We start from the raw sequence: 16,408 nt of genomic DNA, 5'->3' as shown, positions 1-16,408 counted from the left end.
CCTCCTTTTATACATTCATAAGTGGTTTAATGTCTATTTTCCAACCTGTTAATTTAGCTGCAAGTCTAGCGTTTTGGCCACCTTTTCCTATTGCAAGTGAAAGTTGATTTGGTGGTACTATAACTCTTGAAGCTTTATTTTCAAGATCAAGTATTTCAACTTCAACAACATTTGCCGGTTGTAAAGCACTTGCAATTAATTCTTTTGGATCTTCTGCCCATTTTATTATATCCAACTTCTCACCTTTTAATTCTTTGAGAATAGCAGCTATTCTGATTCCTTCTTCACCAATACATGCACCTACAGGGTCAACTTTTGGATTATTTGATTTTACTGCAACTTTAGTTCTTATTCCAGGTTCTCTGACTAATTTTACAATTTCAACAACTTTTGATTCAATTTCGGGTACTTCTAATTCGAGTAGGCCTTTAACAAATTCTTCATTTGTTCTTGTGACAAGTATTTTAGGTCCTTTTTTGTCTTTTTTTACATCTTTAACGTATACTTTAATAAGTGATGAAGGTTCAATGTTTTCACCTGGAATCCATTCCTTTTTTGGAAGTCTTGTTTCCAGTTTTCCTATTCTAATATCTGCCCAATCTTTGGTTACTCTAATTACTTCTGCGGTTGTAATTTTGTTTGCAAGTTCTGAATACTTTTCAAATTGTTTTTCTTTTTCAATTTCTCTTATTTTTTGAATTAACACTTGTTTGGCCGTTTGTGCAGCAATTCTTCCAAATTTCTTTACATTAATTCTTTTTTTTATGATGTCACCAATTTGTGCGTTTGATTTAATCTTTAATGCTTCTTCTAACGAAATTTGGGTTGTTTCTTTTTCTACATTGTCTACTACTTCTAAAAGTTGAAATGCTTCAATTTCACCAGTTTGTCTGTTGATGATTATTTCAACATTTTTTTCACCACCAAAGTTTTTTTTGTATGCACTCATCAATGCTTTTTCAATTATTGGAATGATTTCATCAACTTTTATTCCTTTTTCTTCCTCAAGTTGCTCTAGAGCTTGTAAAAAATCCAAATTCATATCTTTCCCCTCCTAAAAATCTATTTCTAAATTTGCATTTTTAATTTCTTCAAATTTTATTTCAATTTTTTTTCCGTTTACATCTATTGTTATAATATTGTTTTTAATGTTTTTTATGTAGCCGATATATGAATTTGTTTGAGTTTTTATTTTGACCTTGTGATTTATAAATCTTTCAAAATCATTAATATTTCTAAGTGGTCTGTCTAGTCCTGGGGATGAAACAGTTAAATAATATTTACTTGGAATTATGTCTATTTTGTCTAATTCATATTCAAGAGCCCTTGAAACTTTTTCACAATCTTTAGTACTTACATAATCATACGGATTATCAATTATCACTTCTAAAAACCATCTACCAGATTTATTGTAGTATTTTACATCGAACAACTCTAATTGTAATTCTTTGCAAATTTTTTCAGATATCTTTTTTACTTGAGAGACTATATCTCTCATTTTTTCACCTCACCTATACAAATATTAAACCGGGACTTGTTATGTCCCGGTTTTTCTGGCGGAGAGGGTGGGATTTGAACCCACGGACGCCTTATGGGCGTCACACGCTCTCCAGGCGTGCGCCTTCGACCCCTCGGCCACCTCTCCAAAACAACCAATTAAGATTCTACCATAAATTTGAGATTTTGCAATACCTTATTTCAACTTCAAATATATGAATAGAAATAAGCATACGTTGCTTTTAGGACTTTTGGATCGAAGCAAAAACGTAACTTTGAGTAAATAAACAACTGGTGGCGAGGGACGGAATCGAACCGTCGACACGTGGATTTTCAGTCCACTGCTCTACCAACTGAGCTACCTCGCCACCATTATAATCCATATGGTGGGTGCGGCAGGACTTGAACCTACGACCTCCTGCTTGTAAGGCAGGCGCTCTCCCACTGAGCTACGCACCCATTTCCTGGCGCCCCCAACGGGATTCGAACCCGTGCCTCTGGCTTGAAAGGCCAGTGTCCTAGACCGCTAGACGATGGGGGCATTTCTTATTTGTTTTTCAAAATCGACCGTAATCAATAATATCAAAAATTATTTTCTTTGTCAACTGTTATTTTTGTAACTTTTATCTGACAGGTGAAAAAATATGGTGTTAACTAAAATTCGTGTGTTATATATATTAAAAATATGGTAAAATATATAAAGAAAGCTTTTTAGAGGTGATTTAATGAATAAAGGTGCTGATGTAATTGTTGCAATAATGGTTGCGGCTATTGTTTTATTGATGGTTTTACCGATACCTGGTTTTTTACTGGATTTTTTCCAACTTTTGAATATTTCCCTTTCGTTGGTTATTTTATTTTCTACAATGTATATAAGAAAAGCTCTAGAACTTTCATCTTTTCCTACAATTCTTTTGGTTGTCACATTATTTAGGCTCGGACTCAATGTTGCGTCAACAAGACTTATACTACTGCAAGGTCCAAAATTTTCAGGTAAAGTTATTCGAGCATTTGGAGATTTTGTTGTAGGTGGAAATTACGTTGTAGGACTTGTAGTATTTCTAATTTTAGTTATCATCCAATTTATTGTCATTACAAGAGGTTCGGAAAGAATTGCAGAAGTAGCAGCAAGGTTTACTTTAGATGCAATGCCTGGTAAACAAATGAGTGTTGATGCTGACTTAAACGCGGGATTGATAACAGAAGAAGAAGCAAGAAAAAGGAGAGAAGAGATAAGGAGAGAAGCAGATTTTTATGGTGCTATGGATGGAGCCTCTAAATTTGTTAGAGGGGATGCAATTGCAAGTATTATTATTGTTCTTGTAAACATAATTGGTGGATTAATTATAGGTATTCTTACTCATAAAATGACGATTAATGAAGCTGCACAAACATTTACACTTTTTACAGTTGGTGATGGACTTGTAACACAAATCCCAGCATTAATGGTTTCAACTGCAACTGGTATTTTAGTTTCTCGGGCTGCTTCTGAAGATAACTTAGGAAATGAACTTATTAATGAACTTGGAAGTGAAAAGAAAGTAATAATTTTAACAGGAACAATATTAATGTTTTTGGGAATATTTACTCCTATACCGCTTACTGCTGTACTTATTGGTTTACTATTTTTAATTACTGGAATATTAATTAAAGGTAATCAAGAACCAGAACTTCAAACTACAGAGTATAGTGGTGAAATGTACACGGAAAAAAGTTTAGGACCTGTACTTTCTACTCCGCAAGAAGTTTCGGAAATACTTCAAACTGATACAGTAGAAATAGAAATAGGATATGGGTTAATTCCACTTGCAGATACTTCTCAAGGTGGAGATTTACTTGAAAGGGTTACGATGGTAAGAAAACAGCTGGCATATGAATTAGGACTTGTTGTTTCTCCAATACGGGTACGTGATAGTGTTTTATTAAATTCAAATGAATACGCCATATTTATTAGAGGAGCGGAAGTGGCAAAGTATGAGCTATTACCCAATAGATTACTTGCAATTAATCCAGGTACTGTGGTAGAAAAAATACCTGGAATTGAAACCAAAGAACCTGCTTTTGGGTTACAAGCATTTTGGATTGATGAGAGCAAAAAGGAAGAAGCAAGTAGATTGGGATATACCGTTGTTGATCCACCGACGGTTTTTGCAACTCATTTAACAGAAGTTTTAAAGCGGCATGCTCATGAACTGTTGGGAAGCAAAGAGTTTGATTTATTAATTGAAGGTTTGAGAAACAAGTTTGACAAATTAGTTGATGATCTGTTCAATTTGCTAAAACCTGCTGAGATAAAGAAAATATTGCAGAGATTATTAAAAGAAGGAATATCGATAAGGAATTTGCCGTTAATTTTCGAGACATTACTTGAGTATGGAGAATACACCAAAGATATAGTATATCTAACGGAAAAAGTACGGAAATCGTTAAGAAGACAGATAATTACACCTTTAATTGCACAAGATAACATATTACATGCCGTTGCACTTGATAATAACTTGGAAAAGAATCTAATAAACTTGGTAAAAGAAATAGACGGTGAAAGATATCTTGATCTAAATCCAGAAATTATGAGAGAACTAATTGAAAGCATTTCTAGAAATCTAGAAACTCTTATGAAAAAAGGTTATAACCCTATTCTCATAACATCTTCATCGTTAAGACCTTTAATTGCTGATTTAATTATTAAGTTCATTCCAGGGATATTTGTGATTTCGTATGAAGAAATACCAGAAAATGTAACTATGCAAATTGAAGGAGTGATAAAACTATGATTGTAAAAAAATATTTAGTTAAAGATATCAAAGAAGCTTTAGAAAAAATCAAAATAGAATTGGGAAAAGATGCTGTAATCCTTGGAACAAGGAAAATAAAAAAAGGGGGGTTTTTGGGTATTGGAGCAAAAACTTATCTTGAAGTTACAGCTGCCGTTGAAGAAAATGAACTGAAGCAAAATCAAGAAAGTAAAAACCAACAAATTTATCAACTTCAAGAAATCCTCTCTAAAAATTCCCAAAAAAAAGGTTCCGATGATTTAGATGAAATAAAGAAAATGATGTATGAGTTAAAATCTATGGTCTCAAGACAAAGATCTGATAATGAACCTGAATGGATTATAAACTTGAGAAAAGCGTTGAATTTTCATGATGTTAACCAGGAAATCATTGAAAAGGTAATAGAATATATTAGGATAAAATATGGAAGTATAGATTTCAATGATGAAAATACAAGATTTGTATTATCGGAAATATTTCTTCCTTTTATAAAAACGGAAAACCCAGATATATTTGGCAAAGTTATGTTTGTAGGACCAACAGGTGTTGGAAAAACAACAACACTTGCAAAACTTGCGGCAAAAATGTCTATAAATGAAAACAAAAAGGTAGGAATTCTCACGTTAGATACTTATAGAATTGCTGCCACAGAACAGCTTAAAACTTATGCTACTTTAATGGACATACCTATGAGAGTTGCATACACACCTAAAGAGGCAAGAATAGAACTTGAAGCAATGTCTGATTTTGATGTTGTCTTTATAGATACTGCAGGGCGAAGTCAAAAAAACGAATTGCAAATGAATGAAATAAAGGCCATGTCTGAGATCATATCACCAGATTATAAATTTTTAGTCGTAGGAATGCAATATAGAAGTAGTGATCTTGAACTTATAGCTAAAAAATTTTCCGAAATTTCACCAACTCATATAATATTAACAAAGATGGATGAGACGTCTTCTTTAGGACATTTTCTGAACACAAGTCATTTTATAAACAAACCTATAATTTATATTACAAATGGACAACGTGTACCAGATGACATAATCGAAGCAAGTAACAAAGAACTCTCCATTTTATTGTCTAGAGAGGTGCTAAATTATGTTAAATCAAGCTAGAAATCTGTTAAATCTTGGAAATGTTGTCCTTGTTGGTAGTGGAAAGGGCGGAGTAGGTAAAACACTAATAACTGTTAATTTGTCTATTATACTTAAAACTTTGGGATTTAAAGTATTAATTTTTGACTTAGATGTAGGATTTACAAATTCAGATGTTTTACTAAATGTTCATCCAAAATTTTCATTAAGTGACCTTATAATGAAAAAATGCGAAAAAAAAGATGTAATTTATCCAACAGAGTATGGTGCTGATCTTGTAAATGTTGGAAATGACCTTGAAACTATCTTCTTATTTAACGAAAATAATGTAAAAGAATTTTATATAAATTTTGCTCAAATTGCACAGAATTATGATTTTATTTTAATTGATCTACCACCAGGTTATAACGACAATTTTGCTCCATTTTTTAATTGTGCAAACAGTACGTTAGTTATTACAACAACTCAACCGACATCATTAGTTAATGCGTATACGTTTGTAAAAATATTAATTCACAAAGGCGTTCCATCAAACAACATACATCTTGTGGGAAATCTTATTGAACAATACAGAGATTCGCTTCAAAATCTGAATAGATTTTCTGCAGTACTTGAGAAGTTTACAGGGGAAAAAATAGGTTCATTAACACTAATAAAGAAACATCCAACTGTGGAAAAAAGTGTATACGATAGAAAACCATTTGTAATAGATAGTCCCAAAATACAACCCACCTTTGCTTTATACAGAATTGCTTCGATATTGACAAAAAAAGAAATCCCTCAAAAAGAAACAATATTAGAAAAATTATTAGCATTCTTTAAGGGAGTGAAACAAAGTTGACAATAATAGAATATATAAATAAAAATTTAAGTGGTATATATTTGATTGCTAAAGATAGTGAAAAACGAGAATATCAAGTAAGATTAATAGCTATCAAAAAGAATGGAATAATAGAAATAGAAAGTATTGAATTGTTTACTATAGGTAAGAGATTGTTGTTAAACATTCCAGTTAAGGAAGCACTATTAGCACTAGTAGGTGAAATAATAAATAGTGAAGAAAAAAGATATTTTTTAAAAACAGATGAAAAAATAGGTGTGATTCAAAGAAGAAAAGAAAAAAGATTTCCCTTTTTCAAACGTGGGAAGTGTAATGATGAAAAACTTGTGATTGTAGATGTCTCAAAATCTGGACTTCAATTTTTTTCAGAAAATGATTTGGAATTGGAGAAAGAAGTTGAAATACTAATTGATGAATATAAAATTAAAATTACTCCCATATGGAAAATTTTCGAAGAAGAAATATACAGAATAGGAGGGAAGGTCTCAAAAGAATCTATTAATAACTGGCAAACAATAATCAAAAATAACGAAAGGGTGTAGATATGTCATACGTAACAAAGACTCCTTCTACTAAGGCTTTAAGAATAGGACTACCTGGTATAATAGAAATTACAATGGTTAAAGAATTGGAAGGAACATATAAAACTTCAATTTCTGATATTGATTTTAGTAAAAATTTAATTTTTTTTTCTATCCCTACTTACAAGGGACGTTTTATACCAATTCCTAAAGGAACAAGAATGAATGTAAAAGTATTTGATAGAAGTTCTATGTATTCTTTTTCTACTGTATCATTAGGTGTTCTGAAAAAAGATAATTTGTATTTTATCCCTGCACCAATTCCAGAATATGTAAACAAAACTGAAAGAAGAAGATTCAAGAGAATTCCATTATTTTTGTATGGAACATTTAAAATGTCACCTGAGCAAGATGCAGAATCTATTCAATTTATGACAAAAGACTTTAGCGCTGGAGGAATAAAATTAATAACAAATGTAATTTTAAAATTAAATGATATAATATATATAAACTTAAAATTAGATGAAAATCTTAAACTTGAAAACCAAAAATCTAAAATAGTGAGAATAGATCAAAAAACAGAAGATGGATTTCAGTATGGTGCAGAATTTATAGATGTGCCTGTTAACCTTGAGAACAAACTTGTAAGGTTTGTTTTTCAAAGAGAATTGAAAACGAAGAAATAGGAGGGAAGAAAAATGCTTGAAAAATTAAGTGAAAAACAATTGGATCTTTTAAACGAAATAGGTAATATTGGCACAGGTAATGCAGCTACTGCACTTTCTATGATGGTTGGAAGAAAGGTTGAAATTTCTGTACCTGCTACAAGAGTATTACCTATTTCCAATATTCCATTTATTTTTGAAAAACCTGAGGAAATTGTTTGTGCTGTGAAAATGAGAATGAAAGAAGATGTTGAAGGTGAGATTTTATTAATTCTTAATTCTACAACTGTAAAAGAAATCGCAAGACTTTTAACAGGCATGGAAATAGAGGACATTACAACATTAAATGAATTTTCAATATCCATGTTAAAAGAAATAGGAAATATAATGTGCGGTTCCTATGTAACCGCATTGTCTGGTTTTACTAATTTTTTCATCAATCCTGAACCACCTGAAATAGCGGTGGATATGATTAGTGCTATACTATCGGAAGTATCCATTTCTGTTACACAAACAGAAGATTATATACTATTGATAGAAACTACTATTGAAATAGAAGGGATAGATAAAAAACTAACAGGTTATTTATTATTATTACCTAATGAAGAATCGTTAAAAAAGATACTTGAAAAATTGGGGATGTGGAATTAATGTCACAAAAGTCCAAAAAAATAATTGGTATTGGTGAATATGCAGTAGGAGATAAAAATACAATACTTGTTACTCTGGGCTTAGGTTCATGTGTTGGAGTTTGTATAAGGGACAAGTCAAAGCTAGTAGGTGGTATGGTGCATGTAATGTTACCTGATAGTGGGGGAAAAGAAGTTGCAAAACCCGGAAAATATGCTGACACAGGTATAAAGATTGTAGTTGAAGAACTTAAAAAAATTGGTGGGAGAAATTTTGAAGCTAAAATTGCAGGTGGAGCTGCAATGTTTAACAATTCAGCAATGAATGTTGGTCAAAGAAATGTTGAAGCGGTAAAAGGTATGTTAAGAAAATTGGGAATTAAAATTGTTTCCGAAGACACCGGTGGAAATAGGGCAAGAAGTATAGAATATGATGTTGAATCTGGGAAACTAATGATTAGAAAGGTAAAAACAGGAGAAAGTGTGGAGGTAATAGAAATTTGATAGATAAAGATAAAATAGTTTTAGAATACCTGCCGTATGTAAGAAGAATAGCTTACGATTTAAAAAAAAATTTACCCCATAACGTTGAAGTAGATGATTTAATACAAGAAGGTCTTATAGGCTTGCTTCAAGCAGTGGAAAGGTTTGATCCAAAAAAAGGGTCAAAATTAAGATCATATTTATTAACAAGGGTAAAAGGTGCTATGTACGACTATCTTAGAAAAATTGACTGGATGCCCAAAAATTTAAGACATGAAGTTAAAATTGTTGAAAATGCAATTTCAAAAACTGAGAATTCTGGAAGTAAAATTGATTTTGAAGAACTTTCAAAACTTACTAATCTCCCATTGGAAAATGTGAGAAGAGCATATAACGAAATGGTAAGGAAGCAATTTTTAATGCTTGATGATTATTTGATTGAAGATATTGAAATAAAAGAAACTATTTCTTCTGATGACAATCCTGAAGAAAATGCATTAAAGGAGATTATAAAGGAGGAATTAATAAAGGCGATAAGTAAATTGAGCGAAAAAGAACAATTGGTATTAAGCTTAAGGTACGAACGAGAACTTTCACTCAAGGAAATAGGGAAAGTCCTTGATTTGACTGAATCAAGAGTTTCTCAGATACTCAGTTCAACGATTTTGAAGCTAAAGAAGATGTTGGGGGGATAAATAATGGAACCTATTGAGCTTCATCCAATTTATTTAAGAAGTAGCTTAGAAAAGTCAAATCAATTTAGTCATCTACAAAACTATTCCAACTTAGCTTCTGAAATATCTGCTCAACAACTAAATGAGAGGATAAAGAGAGAACGTTCATCCCCAAAAAGTATAGAAAAATCATCTGGAAAACAAATTAAAGATTCAATGGAAAGTAAAAGTGACAATAAAAGAAACTTTTATAATAAAAAAGGAAGTAAAAAGAAAAATCAAATCGTTGTGGAAAATAGTTCGCATATATTGGATGTGAGAATTTGATAGGATATTTTTCTGTAAAAAAAATTAATGAAAAATATTTAGGGGGAATTCTTGTAGTTGATGAAAGAGGTATACCAGTTGAATTTAAATATACCGAGCCTATAACCCCCACACCTTTACAGAAAATTATCTATGGTTCTTCTTTAGAAGAATATCTGAGTGTAGAAATTATTGGAAAAAATCTTGTGGAGAAGCTTGAAAACAAACCAGAGCTTATTCTTGTTAATGATCCTTCTCTTACATTTAAGGAAAATATTGTGTTGCTTCTTGAAACAAAATCATCCTTTAATGTAGAGTTGAATAATAGATATTTCAAAGTTACACCTTTTAATGAAACAATTAAGGATAAGTTATTGCAAATTTCTGAAAAAATAGATATTACCGAACCTTTTTCAAGACTTGAAAAGGCGTTGAATTACATATGCGAATCATAAAAAATATAGTAGAAACCTTAAAACAAGAATTGGGATTTATTAAAATTTATAAAGTAGAGAATAATATTAAAGTGCTGGTAAAATCGGAGAAATCTAGTTTACAAACAAATACTTTTGATGAAACATTGAAAATAAAAATAAATAACAAGGAATTTAATATAGCACCCAATGTTGTATCACTTTTTGATTTAAATGAGACTACAATGGTAAAAAACACTCTTATTGAAGCTAGTGAGGTAAACATTAAAAGCTTATTTCCAAAAGCAATTGAAATTAAAGAAAACCCAGTTTTCTTAAATTTAGGTGATAAAAAAGTTAAGAACCAAAGACTTAAAATCACGACAAGAGTAAAAAAAGTAGAAAGAATAGTTCCGAAGGTACACTCAAAAATTTTACCTTCCTTATTAAAATTGACAATTTATCCATCAAAAGTTGTTGAAAAAGATAAGATCTTAAATATACTAAAAAAATATATTCAAACTTATAAAACAAGTGAAATAAGGTTTATAGGTTTTTTTAAAAATGTTCCTTTAGGGAAAGCAGAAAAAATTTTTATTTCAGATGAGAAAATTAGTGTGCTTATAAACGGTAAAAGAAAAGATTTTTTTGCAGATATTGTAATCTTTAAAATAAATGATATGTATAAAATGGAGGTAATCAAATGATATACGATCCAGAAATATATACAAGACTAATCGAACTTAAAGGAAAGAGAAAAGTAATATTTGGAATTTTAAAATCTATTGAAAAAATTAGTGAAAGCAAATATAAAATACTAATTAGAAATCTTGAAAATAAAAGTTTAAAAAAAAATTAAAAAATACAGATCGTGATTTGTTTTCACAATACACATATCAACTTATCCACGGAAAAGGAAGTCTTTTCAAGAGAATTAAACTTTTTGAAGAATTAGGAATTAAAAGTAATGAAATTGCAGAAATTCTGTTTTGGGCAAATCCTTATAAGTTCCCATTTCCAATGTTAAATGAAGAATACACAAAAGATTTTGTCGAAAAAAGGAAAAAAATATTATCTAAGTTAAAACTTAAAGATTTTTTAGAATTATATGCATATGAAACAGTTAAAGAACAAACCTTTTTAAAAGATATAGTATTTGAAATAAATGAAATAACGTTTTTTGATTTAAAAAGAATTAATTGGATAAAAGATTTAGTACGTGAACTTGATCCAATATCTAAAGAAAAAATTAAAGAACTTTCAAAAATACATCCTTATTTACTAAGGGCTCTTTTTGTTAAACCAGAGTGTCCTGTAATACTAGATGGGAATAATATTGCGCATTGGACTTTTCCGGCGAATATAAATAATATTATTGATGTTTTTGATAAGCTTTCAACAACTAAAAAATTTTATTTTCCGTTTTACATAGTTTTCGATAGAAATGCCAAATATATGTTTAAAAATAATGAAATTTTAAAATTTCAAAATGTATATTTTTATTCTCCAGCAGATGAAATGATTCTGACACTTGCAAAAAACCTAAAAGCCAAGATTATTTCAAAAGACAAATTTAGAGATTGGGATAAGAATATAAAAAAACATATTTTAAAAATCTAATTTTTTTACAAATATATCAGGTTCTTCATTATCTTTATATACAGAGAAAAACAATAATCCATCTGCGACTGTCGGATAGAAAACGTCGTAATTTATATCTTTAGTTAAACACGTAATACTAGATGTTTTTAAGTCTTTCATCCAAATTCTGTAAGTTCCATCACGATTGGAGGTAAAAATTAACTTTTCTTTATAAATAACTGGATCATGTTCGTTGTAAAATGTATCCTCTACTTTTTCATTTTTTCCATTTACATATTTATATATTCCAAAATTAGCTCCATTAAGAGAAGTATAATAAATTTCTGTTCCACTTGCAAATGGTGTAAAAACCATATCTCCATATGTTTTTAGCTCTTTGTATTTTGCTTTTTTTAAATCATATATCATCATTAAATTTCCCTTTTCTAAGTCCTGAATATATATAATTTTGTCATTACCGTACCATACAGGTGTATAAGAAGACAACTTACCAGATGAGATTTTCTTGATTTTTTTTGAATAATCAGAAGAAAACGGCATTATATATATATTCCAATTTCCATGTAACGAACCTTGAAAAATTATTTGTTTTAAATCATTTGAAAACTTAGGATAGTATTCGCTACTTCCCCAAATGGGTAGTATATTCATCTGTTCATTTAAAATGTCAATATACGCAATATTTCTATTTCCTCCTAGCCTATCAGTTATAAATAAAAACTTTCCATCTTTAAAATCTCCGTACTCATCTACTCCTGGATGAAATGTTAAATGAAGATAATTATTAAATTTCCTTGTTCTTAGTTTGTGAAAAGAAATTTTTTCTAAAGGATAATAGATAATTTCCTTTAAAAATGTATTATAGCTTTTATAACCTTTGAATGAGAAACGACTACTTATTTTATAATTTCCGTCTTCGTAAGTAGCTATATAAATATCATTTGTTGCATCATATGTTAAATATAAATTTACAAGATAATCTGCAGAAGCATAATTATCCAAAAAAAGTACTTTGTAATCTTTATAATTATTTAAAAGATTACTTGCGTCCAATAAAATTTGATAAGTTTCTGTGCTATAATGGGTGATTACTCCAACTGTATAGGAAAAAAGATTTGTAGTTATTATCAAAATTAATAACAATAATTTTTTCATTCAATTGTCCCTCCCAGTAGTTCCTTTAATTTCTCCATTTCATTAATACTTGGATTATCTAATTTATAACAAAAAATACTGTTCATAATTTTACCAATTTCTGGACTAGATTTAATATTAAATTTGTCTTTTAAAATGTTTCCTTTGATGTTGAGTTTAGTACTAAAAACCCTTTCAAGATATTTTTTAAAATATTCCCTTGAATTATTATCATCCAAATAAGCCATAATATGTGCTGCTGTTTCAAAAATTGGCTTTCCAATAACTTTATAGATATCAGAAAATTTAATCCTTGTTTTTATCATTTCAATAACAGGTATTAACCTTCTTTCAGTTTTTTTTAGCTCGTCGACGAATTTTTTTGGAATTCCATATCTTTCCTCAACATTTTTTAAAGATTCCATATCGTAAAACTCAAGTAGTATTCTTAAAAATGCGTAGAAGATATTTCTTTTTGTGTAAATATTTTTTAATAAATTAAAAGATACAAGCATATTTTTTAATTTTTTTTCCATAGTTGTTGTAAAATATGTTTTTGGAAAAATATGCATTAAAATTTTTAATTCAGCTAGCCTTTTTATACCTTTTACTGGATCTTTTTCTTTAATAATTTTTTCCAGTTCTTGCCTTATGCGTTGGCCTGTTACTTTTTCTAAATAGTTTCCTTCTAACGTCTCTTTCAAAATTTCTAATGTTTCATCTTCAATTTTAAAATCAAATCTTTGTTCAAATCTTACTGCTCTTATTATCCTAGTTGGATCTTCAATAAAACTTAATTTGTGTAAAACTCTGATAATTTTATTTTCTAAATCTTTTCTGGAACCAAAAAAGTCATATAATGTACCAAACTCGCCGGAATTTAATTTTATTGCCATGGCATTTATCGTGAAATCTCTTCTATATAAATCTTTTTTTATAGTACTTACATCTACTTTTGGTAATTCTGCAGGTTTATCATAATATTCTGTTCGCGCAGTTGCAATATCTATTCTGAACCCATCTTTAAAAAATAACGAAGCAGTCAAAAATTTTTCATGTTCTACCATCTTTACACCTAATTGTTTACTAGCATAACGTGCAAATTCTATACCATTTCCTTCAACCACTAAATCTATATCAAAATTTTTTATTCCTAGGAATAGATCCCTTACAAAACCGCCAACAACATACACAGGTGTTTTATTATCATCTCCATATGTTCCTAGAAGTCTCAAGAGATTTAAAACTTTATTTGGAATATTTTTGATCATAATGGGTTTAGCATCTTCAAAAAAGTCTATATTTACTTTTTTATTTTTTGCTTTTTCTATATCTGCATTCAATAAATCTGTTCTAGTAATTATTCCTACTAAAATATTATTTTTATTTAAAACTGGAATTCTTCCAATATCATTTTCTAACATTATCTTTTTTACCTTTAATATGGACTCATCTTCATACACGGTAATCAATTTTGTGTTCATTATTGATTTTACTGGTCTATTTGAAAGCCCATGTCTTATTGCTTTATCAACTGCCTTCCTAGTTACTATTCCAACTAATTTATTTCCTTCAATTATTGGAAATCCACCATGTCCTGTTAAATTCATTAATTCGTTAACCTTGCCAATAGTTTCATGGCTAAGTACAGTTCTCACTGGTGAAGTCATTATGTCTTTTGCTTTTCTGGAACTTTCAATTGCTTGAGAAAGCACATGTTTTAATTTATAAATAACTTCATCAATAGAAACATTTTGTAAAGTTGCAGAACCAGCTTTAAAATGTCCTCCACCACCAAAAATTTCCATTAATTTCTTTATATTTACTTCTTCACTTTTAGTTCTACCAACAATGAATATTTTTTTCCCCATTCTGACAACGGATATTAAGGTATCATAATTTTCAAATTCCCAAAGTTTCGTAGTTATTATATTTAAACCGCCAATGAACTTTTCTATTTCAGCACTGGCTATTGCTATTTCATTATTATCTAATTTAATTATTTCAATATTTTCACCTAACATGTGCATTAAATTTTTTTGTTCTGTATTAATTTCCAAACTGGTAAATTCTTGTATATATTCTAACATTGCGCCTTTTTCTAGTAAAAATTTTGCAGCTTCTAAGTCTTCTGGTTTAGTGGTATCATACAAGAAATTTCCCGTATCTTCATATATTGCAATGGCAAATAATGTTGCTTCATTTTCATTTATTTCTATATTTTTTTTCTTAATCTTCAGTACAAAATAAGTAGTTATAGAACCTATCTCGAAAACATCAATATCCAATTTTTTCTCATGAATTTTAATTGCAGGGTGGTGATCATAAACTTTTATTTTTGAGGATAATTTAAGTTTTTCTTTAATTTTATTCCCAACTCTATCTAAAGTCCCTGTATCTACCACCACTAATTTTTCAATATCTTCGTCAATTGATTTTTCATTAATATACTCAAAGTCAAATAAGCGTAAAAATTCTTCCAAATTTTGTTGGAATCTTCCACTAACAACTAACTTAAAATCTGGATTTAATTTTTTAAATGCATATGCTGCGGCAAATCCATCAAAATCCGGTGATTTGTGTGGTGTAACAACTTTCAAAATATCACTTCCCGACTCTTTAGCATATTTACAGTGGAAGTAATTATCTCAATATCTTTTCCCACATTCAAAACAGCGTAAAATAGTTCATTTTTTTTATGAAATACTCTACCTTTTATTTTTTCCACAACAGGTTTCCAAGAACCGCAATTAATGTAAAATTTAGGAGAATTTGACGTAGTAAAAACCTTGAAATTATGTTTGTGAATGTGTCCCATTACTATTCCATTAACCTTTCCAATATCATTTTGAAAGTCATATCCCACCATATATTTACCTAAATCCAATTTTTCACTTAGAATTTTTTTTGCTTTTTTAGATAAATAATCTGTCTTTTTTAAGGTTCTAAAATGCATCACTATACGGATAATAAACTCTCCAAATTTTATTCCTCCAAAATCATTTAAAAACACCTTTGAAAATTTACTCCAAAATGGATAGTTTACTTTCATCCATTTTTTTGCCTCTGATGTTTTCATCATATTCAAAAATTCATCGATCCAAAATCTTAGTAAATCTATTCCCAAATCGTATTTTTTAGAGATAACGTTAAACCAATCGAATAAATCAAGCGTTGGTCTTACATTGTCATAATCTTTTACTATTTGTTTTGGAAGATCAATTTTTGAATCAAAATTTTTCATCATATACTTTACTATGTATTCACCAAGTGGTGGAACCAGCTCCCCAGTATTAGAATTTATTGAAAATCTATTTACTGGATCAAATTGATTACCATGAATAACAAGTAGTTTCAACCTTTCATCGTAATAATAAGGTTTGATGTATAAATTGGGAATTTTTTCCAATAATCTTTCGGATAATTTTTTGTTTTTCAATAAATAGTAATCATGATTACCAACAATATAATATATCTTTCCATTTTTTCCTATTTTTCTTAATGCAGAAAAAACAGAAGGATGATTTTTTTCATATTCATCGATTATATTCTCTGGAATTGATTTTATAGCTTTTTCATAATTAGATAAATTTATTTCTAAAGTTAATTTACTTTCAACAAATTCGAAAACATCTCCTACAATAAAAAGGGAAATGTTAGAATTATCTGAAAAATCTTTTAACAGTTTTTCAAAATAATAATCTTGCTCAAAATCGTCTTTTTCCTTTCCATCACCAACGTGCAAATCACTTAAAAACAAATATTTTTCCAT

The 16,408-nt window shown here is 29.4% G+C and carries 18 protein-coding genes and 4 tRNA genes; 13 read left to right on the top strand and 9 right to left on the bottom strand.

Annotation, left to right across the window (positions count from 1 at the left end; genetic code table 11):
* Nucleotides 1-7: 7 nt before the first annotated feature.
* The 6 genes from nusA to AS157_RS02280 form a co-directional block, all read right to left on the bottom strand.
* Entirely contained in the window at nt 8-1,042 is a 1,035-nt protein-coding gene (nusA, locus tag AS157_RS02305) for a transcription termination factor NusA (protein WP_077289834.1), read from the bottom strand.
* Between the two features lie 12 nt (nt 1,043-1,054).
* Nucleotides 1,055-1,498: a ribosome maturation factor RimP gene (rimP, locus tag AS157_RS02300; protein WP_075666418.1), complete on the bottom strand. Its 444-nt coding sequence runs from the start codon at nt 1,496-1,498 to the stop codon at nt 1,055-1,057.
* Nucleotides 1,499-1,554: 56 nt separating this feature from the next.
* A tRNA-Ser gene (locus tag AS157_RS02295) sits at nt 1,555-1,645 on the bottom strand.
* Nucleotides 1,646-1,789: 144 nt separating this feature from the next.
* A tRNA-Phe gene (locus AS157_RS02290) sits at nt 1,790-1,865 on the bottom strand.
* Nucleotides 1,866-1,881: 16 nt separating this feature from the next.
* Nucleotides 1,882-1,956 (bottom strand) — tRNA-Val (locus AS157_RS02285).
* A gap of 6 nt (nt 1,957-1,962) precedes the next feature.
* A tRNA-Glu gene (locus AS157_RS02280) sits at nt 1,963-2,038 on the bottom strand.
* 184 nt (nt 2,039-2,222) lie between these two features.
* Between AS157_RS02280 and flhA the strand changes: the two genes are divergently transcribed.
* From flhA to AS157_RS02220, 13 genes are read left to right on the top strand one after another with little or no spacing between them, the layout of a single operon-like run.
* A complete protein-coding gene (flhA, locus tag AS157_RS02275; RefSeq protein WP_077289835.1) occupies nt 2,223-4,271 on the top strand; it encodes a flagellar biosynthesis protein FlhA in 2,049 nt (682 codons plus the stop codon).
* Nucleotides 4,268-5,389: a flagellar biosynthesis GTPase FlhF gene (gene flhF, locus AS157_RS02270; RefSeq protein ID WP_077289836.1), complete on the top strand. Its 1,122-nt coding sequence runs from the start codon at nt 4,268-4,270 to the stop codon at nt 5,387-5,389. The genes flhA and flhF overlap by 4 nt, the downstream gene beginning before the upstream one ends.
* The gene (locus AS157_RS02265; protein ID WP_077289837.1) at nt 5,373-6,209 is read left to right on the top strand and encodes a P-loop NTPase; all 837 of its coding nucleotides are present in this window, start codon (nt 5,373-5,375) and stop codon (nt 6,207-6,209) included. The genes flhF and AS157_RS02265 overlap by 17 nt, the downstream gene beginning before the upstream one ends.
* The gene (locus AS157_RS02260; protein WP_077289838.1) at nt 6,206-6,751 is read left to right on the top strand and encodes a PilZ domain-containing protein; all 546 of its coding nucleotides are present in this window, start codon (nt 6,206-6,208) and stop codon (nt 6,749-6,751) included. The genes AS157_RS02265 and AS157_RS02260 overlap by 4 nt, the downstream gene beginning before the upstream one ends.
* A gap of 2 nt (nt 6,752-6,753) precedes the next feature.
* Nucleotides 6,754-7,416, top strand: coding sequence for a flagellar brake protein (locus tag AS157_RS02255; protein ID WP_077289839.1), 663 nt, complete (start codon nt 6,754-6,756; stop codon nt 7,414-7,416).
* A gap of 12 nt (nt 7,417-7,428) precedes the next feature.
* Nucleotides 7,429-8,046 (top strand): CheY-P phosphatase CheC, encoded by a 618-nt coding sequence (cheC, locus tag AS157_RS02250; RefSeq protein WP_075666424.1) that lies wholly within the window; start codon nt 7,429-7,431, stop codon nt 8,044-8,046.
* Nucleotides 8,046-8,528 (top strand): chemoreceptor glutamine deamidase/glutamate methylesterase CheD, encoded by a 483-nt coding sequence (cheD, locus tag AS157_RS02245; RefSeq protein WP_077289840.1) that lies wholly within the window; start codon nt 8,046-8,048, stop codon nt 8,526-8,528. The genes cheC and cheD overlap by 1 nt, the downstream gene beginning before the upstream one ends.
* Entirely contained in the window at nt 8,525-9,202 is a 678-nt protein-coding gene (locus AS157_RS02240) for a sigma-70 family RNA polymerase sigma factor (RefSeq protein WP_077289841.1), read from the top strand. Before cheD ends, AS157_RS02240 begins: the two co-directional genes overlap by 4 nt.
* A 3-nt stretch (nt 9,203-9,205) precedes the next feature.
* Nucleotides 9,206-9,508 (top strand): hypothetical protein, encoded by a 303-nt coding sequence (locus AS157_RS02235; protein ID WP_077289842.1) that lies wholly within the window; start codon nt 9,206-9,208, stop codon nt 9,506-9,508.
* Nucleotides 9,505-9,942, top strand: a complete 438-nt coding sequence (locus tag AS157_RS02230) for a hypothetical protein (protein WP_075666428.1) — start codon at nt 9,505-9,507, stop codon at nt 9,940-9,942. The genes AS157_RS02235 and AS157_RS02230 overlap by 4 nt, the downstream gene beginning before the upstream one ends.
* Nucleotides 9,930-10,607: a hypothetical protein gene (locus AS157_RS02225; protein WP_077289843.1), complete on the top strand. Its 678-nt coding sequence runs from the start codon at nt 9,930-9,932 to the stop codon at nt 10,605-10,607. The genes AS157_RS02230 and AS157_RS02225 overlap by 13 nt, the downstream gene beginning before the upstream one ends.
* Nucleotides 10,604-10,759, top strand: a complete 156-nt coding sequence (locus AS157_RS09445; RefSeq protein WP_231450384.1) for a hypothetical protein — start codon at nt 10,604-10,606, stop codon at nt 10,757-10,759. Before AS157_RS02225 ends, AS157_RS09445 begins: the two co-directional genes overlap by 4 nt.
* A 17-nt stretch (nt 10,760-10,776) precedes the next feature.
* Nucleotides 10,777-11,520, top strand: a complete 744-nt coding sequence (locus tag AS157_RS02220; protein WP_231450385.1) for a hypothetical protein — start codon at nt 10,777-10,779, stop codon at nt 11,518-11,520.
* Here the strand turns inward: AS157_RS02220 and AS157_RS02215 are convergent.
* The 3 genes from AS157_RS02215 to AS157_RS02205 are packed head-to-tail and all read right to left on the bottom strand — an operon-like array spanning nt 11,509 to nt 16,408.
* Nucleotides 11,509-12,657 (bottom strand): TolB-like translocation protein, encoded by a 1,149-nt coding sequence (locus AS157_RS02215; RefSeq protein ID WP_077289844.1) that lies wholly within the window; start codon nt 12,655-12,657, stop codon nt 11,509-11,511. The genes AS157_RS02220 and AS157_RS02215 overlap by 12 nt on opposite strands.
* Nucleotides 12,654-15,236, bottom strand: a complete 2,583-nt coding sequence (locus AS157_RS02210) for a CBS domain-containing protein (protein WP_077289845.1) — start codon at nt 15,234-15,236, stop codon at nt 12,654-12,656. Before AS157_RS02210 ends, AS157_RS02215 begins: the two co-directional genes overlap by 4 nt.
* Nucleotides 15,233-16,408, bottom strand: a complete 1,176-nt coding sequence (locus AS157_RS02205; protein ID WP_077289846.1) for a metallophosphoesterase — start codon at nt 16,406-16,408, stop codon at nt 15,233-15,235. Before AS157_RS02205 ends, AS157_RS02210 begins: the two co-directional genes overlap by 4 nt.

This window comes from Thermosipho sp. 1244 (assembly GCF_018588215.1).
In the GTDB taxonomy this organism is placed as follows: Bacteria; Thermotogota; Thermotogae; order Thermotogales; family Fervidobacteriaceae; genus Thermosipho; species Thermosipho affectus.
This window is presented reverse-complemented; position numbering and strand designations above follow the sequence as displayed.